Origin of the sequence: Janthinobacterium svalbardense (assembly GCF_002327145.1) — a bacterium.
In the GTDB taxonomy this organism is placed as follows: Bacteria; Pseudomonadota; Gammaproteobacteria; order Burkholderiales; family Burkholderiaceae_D; genus Janthinobacterium; species Janthinobacterium tructae.
Genome location: NZ_CP023422.1, coordinates 1,904,361 through 1,930,685 on the forward strand (window position 1 = coordinate 1,904,361; position 26,325 = coordinate 1,930,685).

A 26,325-nucleotide genomic window follows, 5' to 3' on the forward strand; every position below is an offset into this window, starting at 1 on the left:
GGACGATATGGCAGCCAGTTTGTGGTTTGCGGTAGCCTGCGGCGTGGTCGCAGTCATTTATGGTTTGGTGTCGCGTAGCTGGATCCTGCGCCAGGATCCCGGCAACGCGCGCATGCAGGAAATTGCCCTGGCCATCCAGCAGGGCGCGGCCGCCTACTTGGCGCGCCAGTACCGCACCATCGCGTTTGTGGGCGTGGTGCTGCTGATCGCCATCTACCTGTTGCTGGGCTTGCACACCGCGCTGGGCTTTTTGATCGGCGCCGTGCTGTCGGGCGCCTGCGGCTTCATCGGCATGAATGTCTCGGTGCGGGCGAATGTGCGCACGGCGCAGGCGGCCACCCTGGGCATCAACCAGGCCCTGAACGTGGCCTTCAAGGGCGGCGCGATCACCGGCATGCTGGTGGTTGGCCTGGGCTTGCTGGGCGTGACCCTGTTCTACTGGCTGCTGGTGACGACGGGCGCGCCCGGCCTGACCCAGCATGACCTGATCAAACCGCTGATCGGCCTGGCGTTTGGCGCCTCGCTCATTTCCATCTTTGCGCGGCTGGGCGGCGGCATCTTCACCAAGGGCGCCGACGTGGGCGCGGACCTGGTGGGCAAGGTCGAGGCGGGCATCCCCGAGGATGATCCACGCAACCCGGCCGTCATCGCCGACAATGTGGGCGACAACGTGGGCGACTGCGCCGGCATGGCGGCCGATCTGTTCGAAACCTATGTCGTGACGCTGATCGCCACCATGCTGCTGGGCGCACTGCTGATGGCAGAGGCCAGCAGCACGGCCATCATCTATCCGCTGCTGCTGGGCGCCGTTTCCATCCTCGCCTCCATCGTCGGCTGCTCGATGGTGAAAACCAAGCCGGGCGCGAAGATCATGTCGGCCCTGTACACGGGCCTGTGGTGGGCGGCTGGCCTGTCGCTGGTCGGCTTTGCCGTGGTGACGTGGCTGCTGTGGCCGGACGACGCCATGCGCTACAAGATGCTGGGTTCCACCGTCGTCGGCATCGTCCTCACGGGCCTGATGGTGTACATCACCGAGTACTACACGGGTACGGACTTCAAGCCCGTGCGCCACATCGCAGAAGCGTCGACGACGGGCCACGGCACGAACATCATCGCCGGCCTGGGCGTGTCGATGAAGTCCACGGCGTATCCGGTGCTGGCCGTCTGCGTCGCCATCCTCGTCTCGTATCAATTGGCCGGTCTGTACGGCATTGCGATCGCCGCCACGGCCATGCTGTCGATGGCGGGCATCATCGTCGCGCTCGACGCGTATGGCCCCATCACGGATAACGCGGGCGGCATCGCGGAAATGTCGGGCCTGCCCGACTCCGTGCGCGCCATCACCGATCCGCTCGACGCCGTCGGCAACACCACCAAGGCCGTCACCAAGGGCTACGCCATCGGTTCGGCCGGGCTGGCCGCGCTGGTGCTGTTTGCCGACTACACGCATGCGCTGGAATCGGTGGGCCATTACATTACGTTCGACCTGTCGAACCCCATGGTTATCGTCGGCCTGTTCATCGGCGGGCTGATACCGTATCTGTTCGGCGCCATGGCGATGGAAGCCGTGGGCCGCGCGGCCGGTGCCGTGGTGGTCGAGGTGCGCCGGCAGTTCCGCGATATCAAGGGCATCATGGAAGGCACGGCGCGGCCCGAATACGACAAGGCCGTCGACATGCTGACGGCGTCCGCCATCCGCGAAATGATCGTGCCCTCGCTGCTGCCGGTGGTGGTGCCCATCGTCGTGGGCATGCTGCTGGGGCCAGCGGCGCTGGGCGGCCTCTTGATGGGGACCATCGTCACGGGGCTGTTCGTGGCCATTTCCATGACCACGGGCGGCGGCGCCTGGGACAATGCCAAGAAATACATCGAGGATGGCCACTTCGGCGGCAAGGGGTCGGACGCGCACAAGGCGGCCGTCACGGGCGATACGGTGGGCGATCCGTACAAGGATACGGCCGGTCCGGCAGTGAACCCCTTGATCAAGATCATCAATATCGTGGCCCTGCTGCTGGTGCCGCTGCTGCCGGCCACGGGCTGGCTGGCCGTCAAGGCGCCGGCGCCCATCCACGCGCCCGTGCCGCCCATCCTGGCGCCGGCGACGCCCGTGCAAGTGTTGCCGGCGCAGTAAGGCACTCCCTGCAGCCCCGCGGCACATGCCGCAGGGCAGTGCCGCGTCAGAAGCGCGACGTCAGGCCGACGAACATACGGCGTCCCGGCACGTAATAGTCGACCAGGCCGTCGGCCATCGGCCCCTTCTTGAACAGGTTTTGCACGCCACCGCGCACGGTCCACTGGGGCGTGACCTTGTACGACACGATGGTGTCGACGATGGTGTAGGCTTTTTCGGCCAGCTTGCCGGCATCGAGTTCCTTGCCCGTGTACTGGGCCGATACTTCGCCGAACAGCTGGTCGTTGACTTGCCAGCCCAGCGCCGAGTACCACGACAGCTTCGGTGTCGACAGCAGGTTGGCGCCCGTGGTCAGGTTTTTCGCTTCCGCCATGTAGGTCACGTTGTTACGCCAGTTCAGGTTTTTCGTCAGCGGGATGGTGGCTGTCGCTTCCAGGCCGCTGGTACGTGCCTTCTGGATATTCGTCATCTTGGTCCACCAGCGCTGCTGGTAAAAGCCCAGCGGCGCATAGTCGATCTTGTTCTTGAAATCCGTATGGAAGTAGGTCAAGCCCACGTCCCAGCCATTCTGCTCCCATGCCACGCCGATCTCGCCGGCCGTGCTCGTTTCCGGTTTCAAGTCCGCATTGCCGGCCATGTAGCAGGAGCCGGTGACGTAGCCCAGCGGTTTCAGGCTGCCGCAACCGCGTCCGCCCGAGTTGGTCGCCGCCGCCGGCGAGTTTTCCTTCAGGCTCGGGGCGCGGAAGCCTTGCGAGATGCCGCCCTTGATGGTCCAGGCGGGGGCAGGGTGGTACACCAGGTACAGGCGCGGGCTGTAGTGGTTGCCGAACTTGCTGTGGTGGTCGAGGCGCAGGCCGGCCGTGGCCGTCAAGTCTTCGCGCAGGAACAATTGATCTTCCGCAAACAGGGCCGAGGTGGTGCCCGACAGGGTCGCGCCGCTCACGGTGTTACCCAGGTAATCGGTGGGCACGGTGCCGATGGTACTCGTATTCGTCAGTTCCTGGTGCTTCCACTGGCCGCCCATCACCAGCATTTGCTCGATGCCGCCCCAGCCGACCCGTTTTTCCAGGCTGGCATCGAGCGTGCTGTCCTTGGATTTTGCTACCGAGCCGACGACTTCGTTATCGAAGTCGTTGTGATACAGGTTGACCATGGTCTTGCCGAAGTCCCAGCGGCCTTCGTAGCCGAGGCTGACGCTCTTGCGTATCAGTTTGTTGGCGCCCCAGCTGTAGACCAGCGGATCGCCATCTGCATCGCGCGCGGACGAATCCATCGATTGCTGCTTGCCGTAGCTGGCGTCCAGCGACAGGTTCTGTTTCTTGCCCAGCGCCCAGTTCAGCTGGCCCGAGACAGTCTGGTTGCGTTCGCCGCCCATGCTGCCCGCTTTCTCGAAGAATTTTTCATCGGGATTCTGACGCGACTGGCTTACGCCCAGGCGCATGCCGACCGTGTCCGACAGGGGACCCGCCAGGTTCACGCCCAGCTGGTGCGCCGTGCCGCGGTCGCTGTCCTGCGGCTGCGTGTAGTTGGCCGTGGCCGAACCGTTCCACTTGCCCGGTATCTTGCGCGTGATGATGTTGATCACGCCGCCCATGGCGTCCGATCCGTACAGCGAGGACATCGGTCCCCGCACCACTTCGATGCGCTCGATCATGTCGGGCGAGATCCAGTTCAAGTCCTGGCGGCCCAGGTCGGGGCGGTAGGCGGTGTCGGCCGAGCTGCCCACGCGCTTGCCATCAACCAGAATCAAGGTGTATTTGTCGGGCAAGCCGCGCAGCTTGATCTTCGACGCCTCGCCTTCGGGACTGGTGCCGCCCGTGACGCCGGGGATGCGGCGCAGCAAGGTGTTGAGGTCATACACGGGCTGGCGCTCGATTTCCTTGCGCGTGATGACGCTGATACTGGCCGGTGCATCCTTGATGTCGATGGCCGTGCCCGACGCGGTGACGACCACCGTGTTCATGGTGGGATCGGCGGCCACATTGCCTTCGGCCCAGGCGCTGCTGACGGCTAGCGACAGCAGGCAGGGCAGGAGCAGGGCGGCACGGGCGGGAGTGGCGACGGGGGCTACGATGGCGGGACTACGCTTGGTCATGGTGAACTTTCCGGATGTTGTTATTTCCTGGCTGCCTTCCGGGTGGCTCGGGTATAAATGAATGAAAAGAGAATAAGCTGCGCTCGAATTCCGCTAATGAGAATAAGAATCGTTCTTATTGTAATGCCATCCTGGCAAGAAGGAAAGTGCTGAGGGGAAATAAAAACACCGTTGCAAGGTGTGCATCGGTGGCGTGCAGCACGTGCAAACGTGAGAAATTGTTACTCACGCTGGCATCTGGCGCGGCGTGTGCCAATAATGAACGCTGTGCGATGGCTATTGGGGAAAGCGGCATGAAGACGATGATCAAAATGATGCCGGCGCTGGCCTGCGGCATGTGGCTGCTGGCTGGCGGCCATGCCTGGGCGCAGGAGCCGGCGGCGCCGGATCAACAACTGCCCGTGTGCCAGCTTGACCCGCGCGACAGCGGCAAGCTGGCGGTGGAACCTTGCCGCCCAGCGCAGCCCGTGCAGCCGCGCCGTTCCGTGGCGCAAGTAATCGGCCGCATGCCCGTGCAGCGCATGGCGCCGCCCGTCGTGCCCATCGCGCCCCTGCCGCCCGGCCCGGCGGTACCCATGCCCGGTGCGCCGCAGCCCATTGGTGCCTGCGACACGGGCGGTTGCCGCGATGCGGCCGGCGCGCGCTACAACGGCGCGGGCAACGCCACGCTTGATGCCAACGGCCGCATCTGTCACCGCAACGGCGCTTTCATGCAGTGTTTTTAGCCTTGCTATTGGTTGCTGCTACAAGTTTTCGCTGAGCGCGCGTAAAAGTGGCTACAATTGTCGCCGACATTACGTTTACGTAAACGTAATGATGGCATCATGCACCATGCAACCATCGGGCGCCGCGAACACGGCCCTCATCACTCAGGAGATTTCATGCAGATTCAGGACAATGTATTCATCATCACGGGCGGCGCATCGGGTTTGGGCGCCGCCACGGCGCGCATGCTGACGGCCGCTGGCGGCAAGGTCGTGCTGGCCGATGTGCAGACGGAGGCGGGCCAGGCGCTGGCCGCTGAACTGAACGGCGTGTTCGTGCAGTGCGACGTCACCTCGGAAGAAGACGGCATGGCCGTGGTGGCAGCGGCAGGCAAGCTGGGACCATTGCGCGGCCTGGTCAACTGCGCCGGCGTGGCGCCGGCCGTGAAAACCGTGGGCAAGGATGGTCCGCATCCGCTGGCCCTGTTCCAGAAAGTCGTCAACATCAACCTGGTGGGCACCTTCAATATGTGCCGCCTGGCGGCCGATGCCATGGCAAAACAGGATGCCACCGCTGAAGGCGAGCGTGGCATCATCATCAACACGGCTTCCGTGGCGGCCTACGATGGCCAGATCGGCCAGGCGGCCTACGCTTCGTCGAAGGCGGCCGTGGTGGGACTGACCCTGCCGATGGCGCGCGACCTGTCGCGCAACGGCATCCGCGTGATGACGGTGGCGCCCGGCATTTTCGAGACGCCGATGTTGCTGGGCATGCCGGCCGAAGTGCAGGATGCACTGGGCAAGATGGTGCCGTTCCCATCGCGCCTGGGCAAGCCCGGCGAATACGCGCAACTGGTGAAAGCCATTGTGGAAAACGTCATGCTTAATGGCGAAACTATCCGCCTGGATGGCGCGATCCGCATGCAACCCAAATAAGCCCAGCGTGATTTGATGTAGGATACCCCCGTATGGGGCGTACAGCCTTGCTCGGCTGTGCGCCCTTTTTTATCGGAGAATCCATGATCGCATTGAAGCCGCTGGCACTGAGCCTGACCTTGCTGGGGGCGTTGGCCGCCAGTCCCGTATTTGCCGAAGTGCCGCAAAAGGCGCCGGAAATCGCCACCGCGTATGCGGAAAAAAGTGGTTGGGCGGCGCAAAAATTCATGGTCGCCGCCGCCAATCCGCTGGCCGCCGATGCCGGCTACCAGATGCTGAAAAAAGGCGGCAGCGCCATCGACGCGGCCATCGCCACGCAGTTGGTGTTGACCCTGGTCGAACCGCAATCGTCGGGCATCGGCGGCGGCGCCTTTTTGCTGTACTCCAGCGCCAAGGGCGTGCAGGCGTTCGACGGACGCGAAACGGCGCCCGCCAGCGCCGATGAACACCTGTTCCAGAATGCCGACGGCAGCCCCGTCTCGCGTGCCACCGGCGTGGTGGGCGGACGTTCCGTGGGCGCGCCGGGCGTGCTGCGCATGCTGGAACTGGCGCACAAGGAGCATGGCAAGCTGCCGTGGGCGACCCTGTTCGGCCCCGCCATCCGCCTGGCGCACGGCGGCTTTCCCGTCAGCCAGCGCCTCAACGGCCTGTTGAGCTGGGACCAGGCCCTGAAGCGCGACCCCGTCGCCGCCGCGTATTTCTATGACCAGGACGGCAAGCCCTGGCCTGTCGGCCACACGCTCAGGAATCCTGCCTTGGCGCGCACCCTGCGCGAGATCGCCCGTGGCGGCGCCGACGCCTTTTACCAGGGCCGCATCGCGCGCGACATCGCCGCCAAGGTGGCCTCGCACCCGACCAATCCGGGCAAGCTGACGGCGGCAGACATCGCCGGCTACCGCGCCAAGGTGCGCGAGCCCGTGTGCAGCGATTACAAGGCCTGGACCGTGTGCGGCATGCCGCCGCCGTCGTCGGGCGGCATCGCCATCGCGCAGATGCTGGGCATGCTGGAAGTGAAGGATATTCGCCCGTATGCGCCCGTCGACGGCGTGCTCGATGTGCAGGCGATCCATTTGTTCTCGGAAGCGGGACGCCTGGCTTACGCGGACCGCAACCGCTACGTGGCCGACACGGACTTCGTGCCGCTGCCCGGCAAGGGCATCGCCTCGATGCTGGATAAAACCTACCTGGCGCAGCGCGCCTCGCTGATCGGCGACAAATCCATGCTGAAAGCCTTGCCCGGCACGCCGCCCGGCATGCAGGTGGCGTGGGGCATGGACAACGCGCTGCAGCGCCCGTCGACGTCGCACCTGGTGGCGGTGGATGCTTTTGGGGGCGGCCTGTCGATGACCACCAGCGTGGAAGACGCGTTCGGTTCGCGCCAGATGGTCGACGGCTTTTTGCTGAACAACCAGCTGACGGATTTCTCGTTCGATTCGCGCGATGCCGATGGCCCTATCGCCAACCGTGTCGAAGCGGGCAAGCGCCCGCGCAGCGCCATGTCGCCCACCCTCGTGTTTGAGAAGGGCACGCACAAGCTGGTGCTGGCGACGGGTTCGCCCGGTGGCTCTTCCATCATCAACTATGTCGCCAAGGTGCTGGTCGGCACCATGGACTGGGGCTTGAACGTGCAGCAAGCCATCAACCTGCCGAACTTCGGCAGCCGCAATGGCCCGACGGAGCTGGAAAAGGGCCGCGCGCCTGCCGCGCAAGTCGAGGCACTGCAAGCGCTGGGCCACGAGGTGCGCGTCATCGAACAGAATTCCGGCTTGCAGGGCATCATGCGCCTGAATGCGCACGGCAAGGATTTCTGGTTTGGGGGCGCCGATCCGAGAAGAGAGGGCATGGTGCGTGGCGACTGAAATTTCCACAAAGTATCAAGACCCTGCTAATCTGCCGGCATGGGAATACAAAATAAAACAGGCTTGATACTCACGGGAGGGGGCGCCCGTGCCGCCTACCAGGTGGGCGTGCTGCAGGCAATTTCGGCGATATTGTGGGAAGCGGGCTGGGCGCCGGCGCGCAACCCGTTCGACATCATTTGCGGCACCTCTGCAGGCGCCATCAACGCCACGGCGCTGGCCTGCCGCGCCGACAACTTTGGCGAAGGCGTGCAAAAGCTGCTCGACGTGTGGCAGCACATCCAGGTCGAGCAAGTCTACCGCGCCGATTCGCTGGGCGTGATCCGTTCGGGCGCGCGCTGGCTGTCGCTGTTGTCGTTCGGCTGGCTGCTGCGCCAGTGGCATGCCTCGCCGCCCAATTCCCTGCTCGACAATACCCCGCTGGTCAGCCTGCTGCACCGCATGCTCGACCTGCCGCGCCTGGACGCGGCGCTGGCCGATGGGCTGCTGCATGCGCTGGCCGTGACGGCGTCGTCGTATTCGGGCAGCCGCCACATGACGTTTTACCAGACGGGGGCCGAGATCGCGCCCTGGGTGCGCACGCAGCGGCTGGCCTTGCAAGACCAGATCGGTGTGGAACACTTGCTCGCCTCGGCCGCCATCCCTTTTATTTTTCCCGCCGTGCCCCTGTATATCGGTGGCCAGCGCGAATACTGTGGCGACGGATCCATGCGCCAGCTGGCGCCGATCTCGCCGGCCATTCACCTGGGGGCGAACAAGGTGCTGGTGGTGGGCGCGGGGCGCATGACGGAACCGGCGCCCGCCGCGTCCGAAGCGGCGCGCTACCCCAGTCTGGCGCAGATCGCCGGGCACGCGCTGTCGTCGATCTTCCTCGATGGGCTGGCCGTCGACATCGAACGCCTGAACCGCATCAACCTCACCCTGTCGATGCTGCCGCCCGAGTTGCTGGGCAAGACGGCCTTGCGGCCCGTGGAATTGCTGGTCATCGCGCCGTCCGAGCGGCTCGACGCCATCGCCAGCCGGCATATCGGCAGTTTGCCGCGTCCCATCCGCACCATGTTGTCGGGCATCGGCGCGGCTGAAGCGCGCGGCGCGGCGCTGGCATCGTATTTATTGTTCGAATCGACGTATACTAACGAGCTGATCCGTCTTGGACAGCGCGATACGCAGGCCCGCAAGGACGATGTACTGGCGTTTTTTGGTTCTTGAGACGGCCCTTGGAGCGGCGTGCGGGTTTTTCGCGTTTTTTTTGACAGGACGATTGTGCTGGTATTTCGACGTGTTTGCGAAGTGGTATTGCTGTTGTCTTTGCTGCTGCCGGGCGGCCCGGCCACGGCGGCGCCTGCACCCACCCTGCGTTTCGATCAGCTCAGCGTGGAACAGGGCCTGGCGCAGGAATCGGTGCTGGCAATCGCCCAGGACCGGCAGGGCTATATGTGGTTCGGCAGCCAGTCTGGCCTGAGCCGCTACGACGGCTATCGCATGGTCGTCTACAAGAATATCGAGGGCGACAAGACCAGCCTGGCCGACAACTGGGTCGGCGAACTGCATGTCGATATCCAGGGCCAGCTGTGGGTCGGTACCGACAACGGCCTGGACCGCTTCGATGCCGCCAGCCAGACCTTCATTCACTACGTCCCGGCCGAAAAGAGCAAGCGCGGCAACGGCAACCGGCATATTCACGCCATTCTTGACGATGGCGCGCGCGGTTTCTGGATCGCCACCTCGGACGGCTTGCAGCATTTCGACCCCGCCACGGGCGCCTTCCGTACCTGGCACCATGAAGAGGGCAATCCGCACAGCCTGGGCGACAATGAAATCAAGGCGCTGGCGCTGGACGCGCAACAGCGCCTGTGGATAGGCACCGTCACGGGCCTGGACATGCTGGCGCCGGGCAGCGACCGCTTCGAGCATTTCGCCGTCGACACGGAGCCCGGTTCGAAGTACAACGTGATCCAGTCGCTACTGGTGGACCGCCAGCAGAATCTGTGGATCGGCACCATGGCCGGCGCCGAGCGCTGGCGCCTGGGCGGCGCCGGGCAGGGGCCGCAGTCGCGCCTGCGCCTGAATGAAAAACAGGGCTTTTCCGCCATCCGCGTGGCCAGCCTGTACCAGGATATCGACGCCACCGTCTGGCTGGGCAGCAATGCCGATGGCCTGTTCCGCTGGCTGCCCGAGAGCGATACCTTCCTGCAGTACCGGCACCAGACGGGCGACAAATTCAGCGTCGCCGACAACCAGCTGTCGGCGCTGTACCGCGACCGCGCCGGTACCTTCTGGGTCGGCTCCTGGTACAACGGCGTGAGCCGGGTCGACCTGGGCAGCGGCGGCTTTTCGCGCATGGCGCGGGCGCCCGGCGATGTGGGCGCATTGGCGGACAAGAAAGTGCGCGCCGTGGCCGACGCGGGCAATGGCAAGCTGTGGCTGGCCACCAAGGGCGGCTTGAAACTGTACGATACGCGCGACGGCAGCTCGCGCCTGTTCGACCTGCGCAGCTCGCCCGGCATGTCGCGCGACGAGCAGGTCACCACCCTGTACAAGGCGCCGGACGGCGTGCTGTGGGTGGGCGGCTCGACGGGCTTGCACCGCTTCGATCCGGCACTCGGGCGTTTTTTTACCATGCGCTTTGCCGCCGGCGATCCGAACAGCGACACCATCCGCAATATCGTGAGCGACCGCAGCGGCATGCTGTGGGTCTCGACGCGGGGCGGCGTGCACCGTTTCGACCCCGCCAGCCGGGCTTTTACTACCTACCGCCATGATCCGGCCAACCCGAACAGCCTGTCCGACAACATGGTGCGGCCCGTGCTGGAAGACGCCAAGGGGCGGCTGTGGATAGGCTCATTTCACGGCCTCGATTTGCTGGACCGCGCCAGCGGCCAGTTCCGGCATTTCCGTCATGATCCGCAAAACCCGCATAGCCTCAGCCACGACGAAGTGCATTTCCTGCACCAGGACAAGCGCGGCGTGCTGTGGGTGGGCACGGCCAATGGCTTGAACCGCATGGATGTCGATGCGAAGGGCGAGATCCGCTTCCGGCGCTTCCTGCGCAAGGATGGCATGGCCGACGATGCCGTCGCCAGCATCCTGGGCGACGATAACGAGCAACTGTGGCTGAGCACCAACAGCGGCATCACGCGGCTCGACATGCGCAGTGGCCTGTTTCGCAACTACGACAGCGCCGACGGCACGGTGGAAGGCTCGTACTTCGATGGCGCGGCCCTGCGCGCCTCGGACGGGACCATGTATTTCGGCGGCTTTAACGGCATGACGGCGTTCGTGCCGCAGGATATCCACGACAACCGCGTGCCGCCGCTGGTGGCCATCACGGAACTGCAGATCTTCAACAAGCCGGTGGCCATCGGCCGCGGCGAGTTCGCGCACGTGCTCAGGACGGCGATCGACCACACGCGCCAGCTGGTGCTGACCAGCCGCGAAAGCGTCTTTTCGCTGGAATTCGCGGCCCTGCATTTCGCGGCCCCCCAGCGCAATATGTTCGCCTACCGGCTCGAGGGCTTCGACCAGGACTGGGTCATGACGGATGCGGGGCGGCGCTTTGCCACCTACACCAACCTCGATGCGGGCAATTATGTGTTTCGCGTCAAGGCGGCCAACAAGGATGGCGTGTGGAACGAGAGCGGCGCCACCTTGGCCATCACGATCCTGCCGCCGTTCTGGAAAACCTGGTGGTTCCGCACCCTGATGGCGGCGCTGCTGCTGGGCGCCGTGTATGGCGCTTACCGCCAGCGCGTGCGCGCGCTGCGGCGCCAGCAGAACGAGCTGGCAAAACTGGTCGGTGAACGCACTGCCGAGTTGCAGAGCAAGGAAATCGAAGTGCTGGCGCAGTCGAAAAAGCTGGCGCAAGCCAACAGCAGCCTGACGAAAAACGAGGAAAGTCTGCGCCTGGCCAAGCGCAAGGCCGAGGATGCGACGCGCCAGAAGTCGGAATTTTTGGCCAACATGAGTCACGAGATGCGCACGCCGCTGGCCGGCGTGATCGGCATGCTGGGCTTTGCCCTGCGCGACGAGCAGTTGCACGATGCCACGCGCGAGCAGATATTGCGTGGCCAGGCCAATGCCCAGTCGCTGCTGGTGATCATCAATGACTTGCTCGATTTTTCCAAGATCGAGGCGGGCAAGCTGAGTATCGAGAATATCGACTTCGCGCTCGGTGCGGCCATCGAGACGGTCGTCAGCCTGTTCGAGGAGCAGGCGGCCGCGCGCAGCATCGGTTTTGCCATCGATTTTGCGCCCGACTTGCCGCCCTTCGTGGTGGGCGACCCGACCCGTTTGCGCCAGGTGCTGGTCAACCTGGTCGGCAATGCCTTCAAGTTCACCCAGCGCGGCGGCGTCAGCGTCTGCGTCGAGCGGGCCGGCGTGGCCAGCGGCAGCGACGGGCACCGTGTCAACCTGATCCGCTTTACCGTCAGCGACAGCGGCATCGGCATCGATGCGGACGCGTTGGCCCGCCTGTTCCAGAAGTTCGAGCAGGCCGACGCCAGCACCACGCGGCGCTACGGCGGCACGGGGCTGGGCCTGGCGATCTGCCGCCAGCTGGTTGAACTGATGCAGGGCGAGATCGAGGTGGCCAGCACGCCGGGGCAGGGCAGCACCTTCGCATTCACCTTGCCGCTGGCCGATGGCGTGGCGCCGCCGCTGTTGCCGCAGGTGGCGCTGGCGCCGCACAGCCACCAGTTGCGCGTGCTGTGCGCGGAAGACTTCCCCACCAACCAGATCATCATCCGCGTCATGCTGGAAGACCTGGGACACCGGGTCGATGTGGTCGCCAACGGCGTGCTGGCGGTGGCGGCCTGCGTGCATACGCGCTATGACCTGATTCTGATGGACGGGCGCATGCCGGAGATGGACGGCGCCACGGCGACGCGATTGATCCGCGTGGGCGGCTGGCCGGACCAGCCCGTGCGCGACCAGGAACTGATGATCGTGGCCTTGACGGCGAATGCCAGCGAGGAAGACCGCAGCCGCTATCTTGGCGTCGGCATGGATGATTTCCTCAGCAAACCTGTCGACGAGGCGGCGCTGCATGCCTTGCTGGCGCGCGCCATCGAGCGCCAGCTGCAGCGCGGTTTCATGTTGCCGCGCATGCCGTCGAACGTGCCGCGCGCTAGCGCGCGGGGGCAGGCCGAACTCGATGCCCTGTTCGGCATCGCGCCGGCTGCCCCCGTCGCGGCACCCTCCCAGTCCATCCGCAGCGGTGAACTGCAACGGCGCATCCGCGTCGCCTTCGTCGCCGACCTGGAGGGGCGCCTGCGCGAACTCGACGCCGCCCTGGCGGCGCAGGACAGGGACAACGCCGGGCGCCTGCTGCACGGCTTGAAGGGCAGCGCCGCCTATCTCGATGAAACGCAGCTGCACATGCTGTGCACGGAAATGGAAGAGGCGGCGGATGGCGGACGCTGGACGCAGGTGGCCTTGCATTTGCCGCAATTGCGCGCACTGTTGGCGCAAATAGCCGTTTCGGGCAAGGAAATGTAAAATAGGCAATGCCGGCCATGGAGCGCGCGGCGAAACTGGGTAGAATACGGCCAGGCCCCGACGCTGCCGGCAATGGAGAAAGCAATGAAAGTACTGGTGGTTGACGATGATGTCGTGTCGCGCATGGTATTGATGCATTTGATCGACAGCTGCGGCGTGCACGATATCGTGGAGGCCGAAGATGGCGCGGCGGCGTGGGAGCAGCTCGAAGGGGGCTTGCGCCCGTCACTGTGCTTTTGCGATTTGCGCATGCCGCGCCTGTCGGGCATGGAGCTGCTGCAGAAAATCCGCTCCGACAGCACGCTCGACGCCATGCCGCTGGTGCTGGTGTCGTCGGCGAATGACCAGGATACGGTGCGTGACGCCGTGCAGGCCGGTGCTGCAGGCTACATCGTCAAGCCCTTCCAGCCGGAGCAGGTGCGCCAGCATATCGACGCCTGCTTCGACATCTCCGCATTGCCGGCCGAGGTGCCGCGCGACACCTTGCAGCGCCTCGGCATCGACAGCGAACGCCTGCTGGCGTATCTGACGGGTTTCCAGGGGCAGGTCGGCGCCGCCAGCGAACAGGTCGACGCCTTGCTGGCGCGCGGCGAGCCGGCCCAGGCGCGCCAGCAACTGGAACGGCTGCACCTCGGTTGCCGCACCCTGGGTTTGCATGGCGCGGAGGCCGGCATGATGGCCCTGCTGCAGGCATCGGTGCTCGACGGCGGCCAGATACAGGCGGCCCTGGCTGCGCTGGCGCGCAGCGTGGCGCAGCAGGCGCGCCGGCTACGGCAACAGGAGGGAATCGACTGAATCTGCTGTTTTTCGCTTGCCGGGAAAATACTTTAGGTTTAAAGTATCTGCTTCCGGGCCATGTGCACGCGCCCGCTACCAGCCAGGATGAGCATGAGCAGCGACCCTTCGCCCAGCACCGCATCTCCCCAGGACGACTTTGCGCGCGCGCACTTGCCGCCGCGCGCACTCTGGCCGCAACTGTGCCTGGACTTGCCAGAGCTGCAGTATCCGCCGCGCCTGAATTGTGTCGCCGCACTGCTCGATGCGGCCGTCGCCAGCGGTGGTGGCGAGCGCACCGCCATCCTTGCCGACGGCCAGCGCTGGACTTACGCGCAACTGGCGCGGCAGGTCGACCGCATCGCCCACGTGTTGCAGGCCGACCTGCGCCTGATCCCCGGCAACCGCGTGCTGCTGCGCGGCGCAAATACCCCGATGATGGCTGCCTGCCTGCTGGCCGTGCTGAAGGCCGGCTGCATCGCCGTGCCCACCATGCCGCTGCTGCGCGCGCGTGAACTGTCCACTATTATCCTCAAGGCGGAAGTAAACGCCGTGCTGTGCGCGCAGGGCTTGCGCGGGGAACTCGATGCCGTGCCCGGCTTGCCGACCATGCTGTGCTTTGGCGCCGACGACGCGGAACTGGAACAGCGCATGGCAGTTCACGCCACCCCGCCCGTCCCTTTTCCTGCGCACGACACGGCGGCCGACGACGTCTGCCTGATCAGCTTTACCTCGGGCACGACGGGCGTGCCCAAAGGCACCATGCACATGCAGCGCGACCTGCTGGCCATCTGCGACTGCTTTCCCCGCTCCATGCTGCAGGTGCGCGCCGACGACATCTTCATCGGCACGCCGCCGCTGGCCTTCACTTTCGGCCTGGGTGGACTGCTGCTGTTCCCCCTGCGCTTTGGCGCTTGCGCCGTGCTGCTGGAAAAACTCACGCCCGAGGGTCTGCTGCGCGCCATCGGTGAATACAAAGCCACGATCTGCTTCACGGCACCCACCTTTTACCGCCAGATGGCGCCCCTGGCCGCGCAGCACGAGCTGCGCAGCCTGCGCCTGTGCGTCTCGGCCGGCGAGGCGCTGCCGCTGGCCACGCGCGACGCCTGGCAGGCGGCGACAGGACTGGCCATGACGGACGGCATCGGCGCCACCGAGATGCTGCATATCTTCATTTCCGCCACGGGCGAAGGCATACGCCGCGGCGCCATCGGCAAGGCCATTCCCGGCTACCAGGCATGCATCGTCGACGACGCCGGCGTGCCGCAGCCGCCCGGCGTGACGGGCCGCCTGGCCGTGAAAGGCCCCACCGGTTGCCGCTACCTGTCCGACCCGCGCCAGCGCGAGTATGTGCAGAACGGCTGGAACCTGACGGGCGACACCTTCGAGATGGATGCCGACGGCTATTACTATTACCGCTCGCGCAGCGACGACATGATCGTCTCGGCCGGCTACAACATCGCCGGCCCGGAAGTGGAAGAGGCGCTGCTGCGCCATCCGGCCGTGGCCGAATGCGGCGTGGTCGGGCGCGCCGATGCCGAGCGTGGCCAGATCGTCGAAGCGCACGTGGTGCTGAAAGATGGCTGCCAGGCCAGCGACGCGCTGGCAGCCGAACTGCAGGACTTCGTGCGCCAGCAGATCGCCCCGTATAAATACCCGCGCGCCATCCGTTTCCTGCCTTCCCTGCCGCGCACGGAAACGGGCAAGCTGCAGCGCTTCAAACTTCGCACGGACACCGCATGAATATCGTTTGCATCGGCGGCGGTCCCGCCGGCCTGTATTTCAGCCTGCTCATGAAAAAGCAGAACCCGGAGCACCGCATCACCGTCATCGAGCGTAACCGCCCGTACGACACGTTTGGCTGGGGCGTGGTGTTTTCCGACCAGACCCTGGGCAACCTGGCCAACGCGGACGAGCCGACGGCGCGCGCCATCCTGCAGGCGTTCAACCACTGGGACGATATCGAGATCCACTTCAAGGGCGCGACCGTGCGTTCCGGTGGCCATGGCTTTTGCGGCATCGGCCGCAAGCGCCTGCTCAATATCCTGCAGGCGCGCTGCGAGGAACTTGGCGTGCAACTGGTGTTCGAGACGGAAGTGCAGGACGACCAGGCCATCGCGAAGCAGTACGGCGCCGAGCTGGTGATCGCCAGCGACGGCTTGAACAGCCGCATCCGCACGCGCTATGCGGCCAGCTACCAGCCCGAGATCGAGCAGCGTCATTGCCGCTTCGTCTGGCTGGGCACGCGCAAGAAATTCGAGGCGTTTACGTTTGCCTTCCGCCAGACGCCACACGGCTGGTTCCAGGCGCATATCTATCAATATGACGGCGATACTTCGACCTTCATCGTCGAAACGCCGGAACACGTGTGGCGCGCCGCAGGCCTCGATGCCATGAGCCAGGAACAGGGTATCGCCTTTTGTGAAGCCTTGTTCGCCGAGGAACTCGATGGCCATGGCCTGCTGAGCAATTCGCCGCACTTGCGCGGCTCGGCGCAGTGGATCACCTTTCCCCGCATCGTCTGCCGGCAATGGGTGCACCGGCACGATGGCGTGCCCGTCGTGCTGATGGGCGACGCGGCCCATACGGCGCATTACTCGATCGGTTCCGGCACCAAGCTGGCGCTGGAAGACGCCATCGAGCTGGCGCGCTGCTTCGGCCAGCATGGAGATACCGATGCGGCGCTGGCCGCCTACCAGCAGCTGCGCGCCATCGAGGTGCTGAAAATCCAGAGCGCGGCGCGCAATTCCATGGAGTGGTTTGAAAACGTGGAACGCTACAGCGCCATGCAAGCGCCGCAGTTCGCCTATTCCATGCTGACGCGCAGCCAGCGCATTTCGCATGAAAACCTGCGCCTGCGCGATCCCAAGTACGTGGCCGACTATGAACTGTGGCTGGCGCGGCGCGCGGGCGAACAGGCCGGAGTGGCATTGCCGCAAGCGGCTCTGCCACCCATGCTCACGCCGTTCCGGCTGCGCGGCGTGCTGCTGAAAAACCGCATCGCCGTCTCGCCGATGGCGCAGTACAGCGCCGTCGATGGCGTGGCTGGCGACTACCATCTGATGCACTTGGGCGCGCGCGCCATGGGTGGCGCGGGTCTCGTGTTTGCCGAGATGACGTGCGTGTCGGCCGATGCGCGCATCACGCCCGCCTGCCCCGGCATGTACAGCGAAGCGCACACGCAGGCCTGGCGGCGCATCGTCGATTTCGTGCATGCGAACAGCGATGCGAAGATCGCCCTGCAGCTGGGCCACGCGGGGCCGAAAGGCTCGACGCGCCCCATGTGGGACGGCATCGACCTGCCTTTGACGCAGGATAATTGGCCGCTGCTGGCGGCGTCTAGCCAGCAGTATCTGGCCGGTGTGTCGCAGGTGGCGCGCGCGGCCACGGAAAGCGACCTGGCGCGCATCGAGCAAGACTTCGTGCGCGCCACCCTGGCCGCGGCCGTCGCCGGTTTCGACTGGCTGGAACTGCATTGCGCGCACGGCTATCTGCTGTCGAGTTTTATCTCGCCGTTGACCAACCGCCGCACGGACGAGTATGGCGGCAGCCTGGAAAACCGTTGCCGCTATCCGCTGCGCGTGTTTCACGCCATGCGCGCCGCCTGGTCGCAAGATAAACCCATGAGCGTGCGCATTTCGGCCCACGACTGGGTCGAAGGCGGCATCACGCCCGACGATGCGGTCGTCATCGCGCGCCTGTTCAAGCAGGCCGGCGCCGACCTGATCGACTGTTCCTCGGGCCAGGTCAGTAAACTCGAACAGCCCGTGTACGGGCGCATGTTCCAGGCGCCGTTCGCCGACCGCGTGCGCAATGAAGCCGGCATCGCCAGCATGGCCGTCGGTTCCATCTTCGAGGCCGACCACGCCAACAGCATCATCGCCGCCGGGCGAGCCGACCTGTGCGCCGTGGGCCGGCCGCACCTGGCCAACCCGGCCTGGACCCTGACGGAGACGGCGCGCATCGGCTACAGCGGCGCCGGTGCAACTTGGCCGAAGCAGTACCGGCCGGCGCAGCTGCAACTGGAGCGCAATCTGCAGCGCGAGCGCCTGCTGGCCGCCGCCAGCACGGGCCTCACCCCGCAACAGGTGGCCGCGCGGCTGCTGGAAGGATGACATGAAGACGCAAGCATTGAAGGACAAGCATGCGTTGGTGACGGGCGCCGGCAGCGGCATCGGCCTGGCCTGCGCGGGCGCCTTGCTGGACGCGGGAGCCAGGGTCACCCTGGCCGGGCGCGACGGCGCGCGGTTGGCGCGCGCGCGCATGCAGCTGGAAGAGGCGGGCCACGCGGGCAGGGTGGCCATCTGCGTGCTCGACGTGAGCGTGGAAGCGTCCGTGCAGGCGGGCTTCGCGCAGGCGGGGGCGCATTTCGGCCGCATCGATATATTGATCAATAACGCGGGCCAGGCGCACGCGGCGCCATTCGGCAAGACGGATGCCGCCATCTGGCAGCAGATGCTGGCCGTGAACCTGACGGGGGTGTTCCACTGCTGCCAGGCGGCCATGCCGGCCATGCTGGAAGCGGGCTGGGGACGCATCGTCAACGTGGCGTCGACGGCGGGCTTGAAAGGCTATCGCTATGTCAGCGCCTATGCCGCCGCCAAGCACGGGGTGATCGGCCTGACGCGCGCACTGGCGCTGGAAGTGGCGCCGCGCGGCGTCACCGTCAACGCCGTCTGCCCCGGTTACACGGAAACGGAGATGGTGGTACAGGCCGTGCAGAACATCGTGCGCAAGACGGGGCGCGGCGAAGACGCGGCGCGCGCGGAACTGGCGGCTGGCAATCCGCAGCAGCGGCTGGTGCAGCCGCAGGAAGTGGCCGATGCGGTGGTCTGGCTATGCCTGCCCGCGTCGGCTGCCATGAATGGACAATCGATCGCCGTCGCCGGCGGTGAAGTCATGTAGACAATGGATAAAATGGACAATGAACGCGACCTCCCGCAGGCCGAACCGGTGCTGGACCTGGCCAGCCGCCTGACGCAGGACCACCACCAGTCGCTCAAGCTGTGGCTGCGCATGCTTTCGTGCACGGTGAAAATCGAAAACGAGGTACGCACGCGCTTGCGCGCCAGCTTTGGCATCACCTTGCCCCGCTTCGATCTGATGGCGCAGCTCGAGCGCTTTCCCGAAGGCTTGCGCATGGGCGAACTGTCCAAGCGCATGATGGTCACGGGCGGCAATATCACGGGTATCACCGACCAGCTGGAGCAGGAAAAACTGGTGCTGCGCGTGGTCGACCCGAAGGACCGCCGCTCGTACAGCGTCAAGCTGACGCCGGCCGGCCGGCGCGCCTTCGACGAGATGGCGCGCGTGCACGAAGGCTGGATCGCCGAACTGCTGCACGGCGTGACGCCGGACGACAAAACCCGATTGATCGACCTGCTGTCGCACATGAAACAGCAGTTGAATGACATTTCCATAAAGGACTGAGCATGCGCCACCTACCCGGCCAGCCGCAAGACCTGCCAGGCAACCGCGCCAGCTTGGGTCATTACGCCGCGCGGCATTTTCTGTTTTCCGTCGACGCAGGCGTCGCCACCTTGACCCTGCACCGGCCCGAGCGCAAGAATCCGCTCACCTTCGATTCGTATGCGGAATTGCGCGAGCTGTTCCGCGCTCTGGCGCATGCGGACGACGTCAAGGCCGTGGTGATCACTGGCAGTGGTGGCAATTTCTGCTCGGGCGGCGACGTGCACGACATCATCGGCCCGCTGACTCAGCTCGACATGCCCGGTCTGCTGGCGTTTACGCGCATGACGGGCGACGTGGTGAAAGCCATGCGCGCCTGCCCGCAACCCATCATTGCCGCCATCGACGGCATCTGCGCGGGCGCCGGCGCCATGCTGGCGCTGGCCTCCGATATCCGCATCGGCACGGCGCGCAGCAAGACGGCCTTCCTGTTTACCCGCGTGGGCCTGGCCGGCTGCGACATGGGCGCCTGCGCCTTGCTGCCGCGCGTGATCGGCCAGGGCCGCGCCGCCGAACTGCTGTACACGGGCCGCTCCCTGGCCGGCGCCGAGGCCGAGCGCTGGGGCTGGCTTAACCGCCTGGTCGAGCCGGAGGAATTGGGCGACGCGGCGCAGCTGTTCGCCACTGGCCTGGCCAGCGGCCCCACCTTCGCGCACGGCATGACGAAAAAAATGCTGCAGCAGGAGTGGAACATGGGCGTCGACGAAGCCATCGAGGCGGAAGCGCAGGCGCAAGCCATTTGCATGGCCACCAACGATTTCCACCGCGCCTATCACGCCTTCGTGGCGAAGGAAAAACCACAGTTCGAGGGTAATTGACATGCGTGATACGAGCTATCTGGATTGGCCGTTTTTCGAGGCGCACCATGCGCAGCTTGCGTCCGAGCTCGATGCCTGGGCGACGCAGCACCTGGACGAGGCGCACGGCGGCGACGTCGACGCGGCTTGCCGCGCACTGGTGGCGCAACTGGGGCAGGACGGCTGGCTGGCATACGCCACCGGCACCGATGGCAAGATCGACACGCGCGCCATTTGCCTGATGCGCGAAACCCTGGCGCGCCACAATGGTCTGGCCGATTTCGCCTTCGCCATGCAGGGACTCGGTTCCGGCGCCATCGGCCTGTTCGGTAGCCTGGAGAACAAGGCGCGCTATTTGCCGGACGTGGCCAGCGGCAAGCGCATCGCCGCCTTTGCCTTGTCCGAGCCGCAGGCCGGCTCCGACGTGGCGGCCATGGCGTGCGCGGCGCGGCGCGACGGCGACGCGTATGTGCTCGATGGCGAAAAGACGTGGATCTCGAATGGCGGCATCGCCGACTTTTACGTGGTGTTCGCCCGCACGGGCGAAGCGCCCGGTGCGCGCGGCATCAGCGCCTTCATCGTCGATGCCGACAATCCCGGCCTGGAAATCGCCGAACGCATCGCCGTCATCGCGCCGCATCCGCTGGCGCGCCTGCGTTTTGCCAATTGCCGCGTGCCCGTGTCGCAGCGCCTGGGCGAGGCGGGGCAGGGCTTCAAGGTGGCGATGGCGACACTCGACGTGTTCCGCACCTCGGTGGCCGCCGCCGCCCTGGGTTTTGCGCGGCGCGCCTTCGATGAAGCGCTGCGCCACGCGACAAAGCGCCAGATGTTTGGCCAGACCCTGGCGGACTTCCAGCTGACGCAGGCCAAGCTGGCGCAAATGGCCACCGGCATCGACGCTTGCGCGTTGCTCACCTACCGCGCCGCCTGGCAGCGCGACCAGGGCCGCAAGGTGACGAAGGAGGCGGCGATGGCCAAGCTGACAGCCACCGAGACGGCGCAGCAGGTGATCGACGCTGCCGTGCAGATGTTCGGCGGCATGGGCGTGGTCAGCGACCATCCGGTCGAGCGCCTGTACCGCGAAATTCGTGCCTTGCGCATCTACGAGGGGGCCAGTGAAGTGCAGCAATTGATCATCGCGCGCGAATTGCTGCGCGAGGCGAGCGACGCATGAAGCGCATGAATAACCAGGAGAATACGATGCAAGTGCTGCAACCACCGGGATGGGCCAAGCCGCGCGGCTATGCGAACGGCGTGGCCGCCAGCGGGCGCACGGTGTATGTCAGCGGCATGATAGGCTGGGATGCGCAAGGTCAGTTTCACACGGACGATTTCGCGGGCCAGGTGCGCCAGGCGCTGCAGAATATCGTCGCCGTGCTGGCCGAGGCGGGCGCCTTGCCCGAGCACATCGTGCGCATGAACTGGTATGTGCTCGACAAGAAGGAGTACGTGGCGGCATATCCGCAAATCGGCGTGGCCTACCGTGAGCTGATCGGCAAGCACTTTCCTGCCATGACGGCGGTGCAGGTGGCTGGCCTGATCGAGGATCGCGCCAGAGTGGAGATCGAGGTGACGGCGGTGCTGCCCGACTAACTGCCCGTGCTGAAATGCTGCACGTCAGCATCGTTTCTGGCAGGCTGTCAATGGCGCGCGCCAGCCTGTATAATGCCGCTGCGCGTGTCGCCATCGTACAATGGATAGTACAAGGTCCTCCTAAGACTTAAATGCAGGTTCGATTCCTGCTGGCGACACCACATTTCCACGCAGCGCGCGTCGGCAGCCTGACTTCATGCGGGCAACAATTACAGGTCGATAGCGATTGAAGTCCGAGATATCGGTACAATGCGTGCTTCATTCATCTAATCGGCAGCTGTTTTGCGCACCATGCGGTGTGCAGGAAACGGCGCCCGAGCACTCTTACTCATTATGGCTGTCATTTCTCTTTCATCGGCGCAACTTGCGTTCGGTCACGTCGCGCTGCTCGATCACGCGGAATTTTCACTGGAAAACTCGGAACGGGTAGGCTTGATCGGCCGCAACGGCACGGGTAAATCCTCGCTGTTGAAGGTCATTTCGGGCAAGTTCAAGCTCGATGACGGCTTGCTGGTGATGCAGCAAGGCATCAAGATCGCGTATGTGGAGCAAGAACCGCAATTCGACCCGGACATGTCCGTGTTCGACGCCGTCGCTTCCGGCATGGGCGAATCGCAAGCCTGGCTGAAGGAATACGACGAGTTGACGGGCCAGTTTGGCCAGGGTAATGACGACGAATTGATGGAACGCATGCACGACATCCAGGTCAAACTCGATGCGGCCGATGCGTGGAGCTTGCCGAACAAGGTGGAAACCGTGCTCGATCGTCTGAATCTGACGGGCGACATGCTGATGAAAACCCTGTCCGGCGGGATGCAAAAGCGCGTCGCACTGGCGCGCGCGCTGGTCTCCGCGCCCGACGTGCTGCTGCTCGATGAGCCCACCAACCATCTGGATTTCAGCTCCATCCTGTGGCTGGAAGGCCTGTTGCGCGATTTCAAGGGCAGCGTGCTGTTCATTACCCATGACCGCTCCTTCCTCGACAACGTTGCCACGCGCATCATCGAACTCGACCGCGGCCGCTTGCTGTCGTACCCGGGCAACTTCACGGCGTACCAAGTACGCAAGGCCGAGCAGCTGGAAATCGAAGACGTGGAAAACGCCAAGTTCGACAAGTTCCTGGCGCAGGAAGAAGTGTGGATACGCAAGGGCGTCAAGGCGCGCCGCGTGCGCGACGAAGGCCGCGTGCGCCGCCTGGAAGCGCTGCGCCTGACGCGCAATGCGCGCCGCGACCAGCAGGGACAAGTCAAGCTGGACGTGTCGGCCGGCGAACGCTCGGGCAAGATCGTGGCGGACCTGGAAAACGTCTCGAAGATCTATGGCGACAAGGTCATCGTCAAGGATTTTAGCGCCACTATCTTGCGCGGTGATAAGGTCGGCCTGATCGGTGCCAACGGCGCCGGCAAGACCACCTTGCTGAAGATGATCCTGGGCCAGGAAGAGTCCGATACGGGCACCATCCGCCTGGGCACCAAGCTGCAAGTGGCGTATTTCGACCAGATGCGCACGCAGCTGAACGAGGAAGCGAACCTGATGGAAACCATCGCGCCGGGTAGCGACTGGGTCGAGATCAATGGCCAGCGCCGCCACGTGATGACGTATCTGAACGACTTCCTGTTTGCGCCGGAACGCGCCCGTTCGCCCGTCAAGTCGCTGTCCGGTGGCGAGCGCAACCGTTTGCTGCTGGCGCGCCTGTTCGCCAAGCCGGCCAACGTGCTGGTGCTCGATGAGCCGACCAATGACTTGGATATCGATACCCTGGAATTGCTGGAAGAGTTGCTGGAAGAATACACCGGCACCGTCTTCCTCGTCAGCCATGACCGTACCTTCCTCGACAACGTGGTCACGCAAGTGATCGTCGCCGAAGGCGAGGGCAAGTGGCGCGAATTCGTCGGCGGCTACACGGACTGGGAGCGCGTGCGCACCTTGCCGATCGCCAAGGCGCCAGCCAGCAAGCCGGCCGTGAAGGTCGAGGCTGCCGCACCGGCGGCCAAGCAGAAAAAGCTCAGCTACAAGGAACAGCGCGAACTCGACGAACTGCCGAACATCATGGCAGCGCTGGAAGATGAGCAAGCCGTGCTGGCAGGGCAATTGTCGCATCCCGATTTCTACAAGAAAACGCCGGCCGAAGGCAAGCGCCTCAATGCGCGCGTGGCGGAAATCGAGAAAGAGTTGCTGGCAGCGCTGGAAAAGTGGGAAGCGATCGAAGCGCGCGCCAAAGGCTGAGTTGCCTGTCATTGATTGCCGCCTGCGGCAATTAATATCAAAATTGATACTGTAGTGATAAACTCTGGCTGAAGCGGGTGTTGCAGCCCGACGCGTGTAGCGTGTCGGGCTGCAACATACTCTCCGTTACAGACCCCGGAGCGGCATTGCGTCTTGTTAATGCATCAAAGACAATATTGCCGATACTATTCCCCGTGTTCTTACTGTAGCGGCGCCAGCCGCAAGCAATCTGTATTTGCCAGCCATCAGACCGGAAACGGGGGAGCGCCTTCATGTTTGACCGACTCGCGCTGCCACGCGTGCTGCCTTTTTTTACTTATCTATTTTTTATTCTTATTGCTGATGTGTTAATATGGGCGGGCTATGCTCAGGAGCAACTACGCTATTTGTATGTGGTGAAAATTGGCGTCGTTCTGGCTCTGCTATGGCTATATCGCCGGCACTATACGGAGCTGGCCTGGCCCGGTCCGGCGCTCATGGGATGGCGTGCCATTGTCTGGGCCGTGCTGGCAGGCATCGTGGTGCTGGTGCTGTGGCTCAACCTGGGCGCGTCCTGGATGGTCATCGGCGCGTCGGCCGGTTTCGATCCGCGCTCCGGTAATGGCTACGACTGGCCGCTGCTGCTGGCGCGCATCGCCGGTGCCGCGTTAGTGGTGCCCGTGATGGAAGAGTTATTCTGGCGCTCCTTTCTATTGCGTTGGTTACAATCGCCGAATTTTCTGGCCGTTGAACCGTCACTGCTGAGATTTCGCTATATTGTCATTACAGCGATACTGTTTGGCTTTGAACATAATTTGTGGTTTGCGGGCATTCTTGCCGGCTTAGCATATGGGTGGCTCTACGTGCGTTTTCGCACCCTGTGGTCGGCCATCATCGCGCACGGCGTGACGAATGGCTTGCTGGGTGTCTGGGTACTCATGACTGGGCAATGGGCTTATTGGTAATTGCGTCATCGGCGCCATTAGTTAATGCAGTAATCACAAAGATGAAAAAAATGTTGAGCTTGACTGAAAAAAAGTGTGCTGCCCGTGATGCCGCACGAGCTGTTTTTCGCACGCCGCGCCTGGGTGCGCTGTCGCTGTTGATCGGCGCTGCCTTCAGCACGGCCGTCCACGCCGAAATCAGCGACACCATCCATCCGTTCATCCGGACGTCGATTGCCTATGACGACAACTTGCTGCGCCTGAGCGAGTTTCCGGGGCAAACGCCGGATCTGAGCGATACCAGCCGGACGGTGCAAGGCGGCTTCCTGTTTGAACGGCCCATCGGCCGGCAGTTGTTCACGGGCTACGCCAAGCTGAGCCGCGTGACCTTCAACCGTTTCACGGAACTCGATTACAACGGCAAGGACGCGCTGGTCGATTGGGCCTGGCAGCTGGGCAACCACGTACAGGGCCATCTGGGTACCAGCTACCTTGAAACGCTGACGCCATTTGCCGATACCAATTCCAAGGAGCGCAATTTGCGCACGCAGCGCCGCCATTATGCGGATGTGACCTGGCTGTTCCATCCCAGCTGGCAGGTACGCGCAGGTTTTTCGCGCTTCGATGCGGACTATGAATTGCTCGCGCAAAAGATCAACAACCGCTCGGAAGACGCAACCGAACTCGGTCTCGACTATCTCGCCGCCAGCGGCAGCAAGGTGGGCGTGCAGCTGCGCCGCCTGAAGTCGGACTATCAATTCAAGGGCGGCGCAGGGCTGGGTTTTCCCGATAACGATTACACGCAGGATGAAATCAAGGCCAATGTGCTGTGGCTCGTCAGCGGACCGACCAAGCTGTCGTTCCTCGGCGGCTGGGTGCGGCGTACGCATCCGCTGTCGGGTTCGGGCAGCAGCAGCGGCGCCAACGGCCGCTTGATTGCCGACTGGGTGGCGACGGGCAAGTTGCGATTCAATGCGGCACTGTGGCGCGAATTCCAGGTGGTTGAAGGCGGCATCGTCGGTAGCAGCCTGAACAAGGGCGCCAGCGTGGCGGCCTTCTGGAGCGCTACGGCCAAGGTGGGTGTCAATGCCCAACTGCAGCACGAGAAGCGTGATTTCAGCACTATCAATGGCTTCACTGCCTTGAATGGCCTGTCCGATGCGAGCACCAGCGCTTCGCTGGGCTTGACTTACACGCCACTGCGCAATATCACGCTGGAAGCGGATACATTTCGCAGCAGGCGCAGCGGCAACCCTATCGTGGGCAGCAATAGTTACCGATCCCAAGGGGTTTCGTTCTCCGCCAATGTTCAATTCTGAAAA

18 protein-coding genes and 1 tRNA gene are annotated in these 26,325 nt (G+C 64.3%); 18 read left to right on the top strand and 1 reads right to left on the bottom strand.

The features are described 5' to 3' along the window. Positions 1-7: 7 nt before the first annotated feature. Positions 8-2,131, top strand: coding sequence for a sodium-translocating pyrophosphatase (locus CNX70_RS08450; RefSeq protein WP_096234342.1), 2,124 nt, complete (start codon positions 8-10; stop codon positions 2,129-2,131). A 46-nt stretch (positions 2,132-2,177) separates the two neighbouring features. Here CNX70_RS08450 and CNX70_RS08455 read toward each other — a convergent pair whose 3' ends face one another. Further along, positions 2,178-4,226, bottom strand: coding sequence for a TonB-dependent receptor domain-containing protein (locus CNX70_RS08455; RefSeq protein WP_096234343.1), 2,049 nt, complete (start codon positions 4,224-4,226; stop codon positions 2,178-2,180). Positions 4,227-4,519: 293 nt separating this feature from the next. On the opposite strand from CNX70_RS08455, the gene CNX70_RS08460 reads away from it, so the two are divergent. The 17 genes from CNX70_RS08460 (at position 4,520) to epsL (ending at position 26,322) form a co-directional block, all read left to right on the top strand. Further along, a complete protein-coding gene (locus CNX70_RS08460; protein WP_096234344.1) occupies positions 4,520-4,951 on the top strand; it encodes a hypothetical protein in 432 nt (143 codons plus the stop codon). Between the two features lie 156 nt (positions 4,952-5,107). After that, positions 5,108-5,866: a 3-hydroxyacyl-CoA dehydrogenase gene (locus CNX70_RS08465; protein ID WP_096234345.1), complete on the top strand. Its 759-nt coding sequence runs from the start codon at positions 5,108-5,110 to the stop codon at positions 5,864-5,866. Between the two features lie 83 nt (positions 5,867-5,949). After that, positions 5,950-7,725, top strand: coding sequence for a gamma-glutamyltransferase (gene ggt / locus CNX70_RS08470; RefSeq protein WP_096234346.1), 1,776 nt, complete (start codon positions 5,950-5,952; stop codon positions 7,723-7,725). 39 nt (positions 7,726-7,764) lie between these two features. Continuing rightward, positions 7,765-8,934, top strand: coding sequence for a patatin-like phospholipase family protein (locus CNX70_RS08475; RefSeq protein WP_096234347.1), 1,170 nt, complete (start codon positions 7,765-7,767; stop codon positions 8,932-8,934). A gap of 81 nt (positions 8,935-9,015) precedes the next feature. Further along, complete coding sequence (locus CNX70_RS08480) at positions 9,016-13,221, top strand: hybrid sensor histidine kinase/response regulator (RefSeq protein ID WP_425269251.1); 4,206 nt, start codon at positions 9,016-9,018, stop codon at positions 13,219-13,221. A gap of 84 nt (positions 13,222-13,305) precedes the next feature. Further along, complete coding sequence (locus tag CNX70_RS08485) at positions 13,306-14,016, top strand: response regulator (RefSeq protein ID WP_096234348.1); 711 nt, start codon at positions 13,306-13,308, stop codon at positions 14,014-14,016. A gap of 93 nt (positions 14,017-14,109) precedes the next feature. Further along, the gene (locus tag CNX70_RS08490) at positions 14,110-15,738 is read left to right on the top strand and encodes an AMP-binding protein (RefSeq protein WP_096234349.1); all 1,629 of its coding nucleotides are present in this window, start codon (positions 14,110-14,112) and stop codon (positions 15,736-15,738) included. Further along, positions 15,735-18,110: a bifunctional salicylyl-CoA 5-hydroxylase/oxidoreductase gene (locus tag CNX70_RS08495; protein WP_096234350.1), complete on the top strand. Its 2,376-nt coding sequence runs from the start codon at positions 15,735-15,737 to the stop codon at positions 18,108-18,110. The genes CNX70_RS08490 and CNX70_RS08495 overlap by 4 nt, the downstream gene beginning before the upstream one ends. 1 nt (position 18,111) lies before the next feature. Further along, the gene (locus CNX70_RS08500) at positions 18,112-18,900 is read left to right on the top strand and encodes an SDR family NAD(P)-dependent oxidoreductase (RefSeq protein ID WP_096234351.1); all 789 of its coding nucleotides are present in this window, start codon (positions 18,112-18,114) and stop codon (positions 18,898-18,900) included. 12 nt (positions 18,901-18,912) lie between these two features. Beyond that, entirely contained in the window at positions 18,913-19,425 is a 513-nt protein-coding gene (locus CNX70_RS08505; RefSeq protein ID WP_096234352.1) for a MarR family winged helix-turn-helix transcriptional regulator, read from the top strand. Between the two features lie 2 nt (positions 19,426-19,427). After that, complete coding sequence (locus tag CNX70_RS08510; RefSeq protein ID WP_096234353.1) at positions 19,428-20,282, top strand: enoyl-CoA hydratase family protein; 855 nt, start codon at positions 19,428-19,430, stop codon at positions 20,280-20,282. 1 nt (position 20,283) lies between these two features. Next, entirely contained in the window at positions 20,284-21,435 is a 1,152-nt protein-coding gene (locus CNX70_RS08515; RefSeq protein ID WP_096234354.1) for an acyl-CoA dehydrogenase family protein, read from the top strand. A 26-nt stretch (positions 21,436-21,461) separates the two neighbouring features. Continuing rightward, positions 21,462-21,854, top strand: coding sequence for a RidA family protein (locus CNX70_RS08520; protein WP_096238338.1), 393 nt, complete (start codon positions 21,462-21,464; stop codon positions 21,852-21,854). Positions 21,855-21,940: 86 nt separating this feature from the next. Beyond that, positions 21,941-22,015: transfer RNA gene (locus CNX70_RS08525), tRNA-Arg, on the top strand. A gap of 172 nt (positions 22,016-22,187) precedes the next feature. Continuing rightward, positions 22,188-24,080, top strand: coding sequence for an ATP-binding cassette domain-containing protein (locus CNX70_RS08530; RefSeq protein ID WP_096234355.1), 1,893 nt, complete (start codon positions 22,188-22,190; stop codon positions 24,078-24,080). Positions 24,081-24,352: 272 nt separating this feature from the next. Continuing rightward, the gene (locus CNX70_RS08535; RefSeq protein ID WP_096234356.1) at positions 24,353-25,024 is read left to right on the top strand and encodes a CAAX prenyl protease-related protein; all 672 of its coding nucleotides are present in this window, start codon (positions 24,353-24,355) and stop codon (positions 25,022-25,024) included. Positions 25,025-25,074: 50 nt separating this feature from the next. Further along, the gene (gene epsL, locus CNX70_RS08540) at positions 25,075-26,322 is read left to right on the top strand and encodes an XrtB/PEP-CTERM-associated polysaccharide biosynthesis outer membrane protein EpsL (RefSeq protein ID WP_096234357.1); all 1,248 of its coding nucleotides are present in this window, start codon (positions 25,075-25,077) and stop codon (positions 26,320-26,322) included. The last annotated feature ends 3 nt before the right edge of the window (positions 26,323-26,325 follow it).

Bases quoted from the DNA above. Each gene is read 5' to 3' on its own strand.
- CNX70_RS08450 (WP_096234342.1), top strand. From the start codon at position 8: ATGGCAGCCAGTTTGTGGTTTGCGGTAGCCTGCGGCGTGGTCGCAGTC.
- CNX70_RS08455 (WP_096234343.1), bottom strand. From the start codon at position 4,226: ATGACCAAGCGTAGTCCCGCCATCGTAGCCCCCGTCGCCACTCCCGCC.
- CNX70_RS08460 (WP_096234344.1), top strand. From the start codon at position 4,520: ATGAAGACGATGATCAAAATGATGCCGGCGCTGGCCTGCGGCATGTGG.
- CNX70_RS08465 (WP_096234345.1), top strand. From the start codon at position 5,108: ATGCAGATTCAGGACAATGTATTCATCATCACGGGCGGCGCATCGGGT.
- ggt (WP_096234346.1), top strand. From the start codon at position 5,950: ATGATCGCATTGAAGCCGCTGGCACTGAGCCTGACCTTGCTGGGGGCG.
- CNX70_RS08475 (WP_096234347.1), top strand. From the start codon at position 7,765: ATGGGAATACAAAATAAAACAGGCTTGATACTCACGGGAGGGGGCGCC.
- CNX70_RS08485 (WP_096234348.1), top strand. From the start codon at position 13,306: ATGAAAGTACTGGTGGTTGACGATGATGTCGTGTCGCGCATGGTATTG.
- CNX70_RS08490 (WP_096234349.1), top strand. From the start codon at position 14,110: ATGAGCAGCGACCCTTCGCCCAGCACCGCATCTCCCCAGGACGACTTT.
- CNX70_RS08495 (WP_096234350.1), top strand. From the start codon at position 15,735: ATGAATATCGTTTGCATCGGCGGCGGTCCCGCCGGCCTGTATTTCAGC.
- CNX70_RS08500 (WP_096234351.1), top strand. From the start codon at position 18,112: ATGAAGACGCAAGCATTGAAGGACAAGCATGCGTTGGTGACGGGCGCC.
- CNX70_RS08505 (WP_096234352.1), top strand. From the start codon at position 18,913: ATGGACAATGAACGCGACCTCCCGCAGGCCGAACCGGTGCTGGACCTG.
- CNX70_RS08510 (WP_096234353.1), top strand. From the start codon at position 19,428: ATGCGCCACCTACCCGGCCAGCCGCAAGACCTGCCAGGCAACCGCGCC.
- CNX70_RS08515 (WP_096234354.1), top strand. From the start codon at position 20,284: ATGCGTGATACGAGCTATCTGGATTGGCCGTTTTTCGAGGCGCACCAT.
- CNX70_RS08520 (WP_096238338.1), top strand. From the start codon at position 21,462: ATGCAAGTGCTGCAACCACCGGGATGGGCCAAGCCGCGCGGCTATGCG.
- CNX70_RS08530 (WP_096234355.1), top strand. From the start codon at position 22,188: ATGGCTGTCATTTCTCTTTCATCGGCGCAACTTGCGTTCGGTCACGTC.
- CNX70_RS08535 (WP_096234356.1), top strand. From the start codon at position 24,353: ATGTTTGACCGACTCGCGCTGCCACGCGTGCTGCCTTTTTTTACTTAT.
- epsL (WP_096234357.1), top strand. From the start codon at position 25,075: ATGTTGAGCTTGACTGAAAAAAAGTGTGCTGCCCGTGATGCCGCACGA.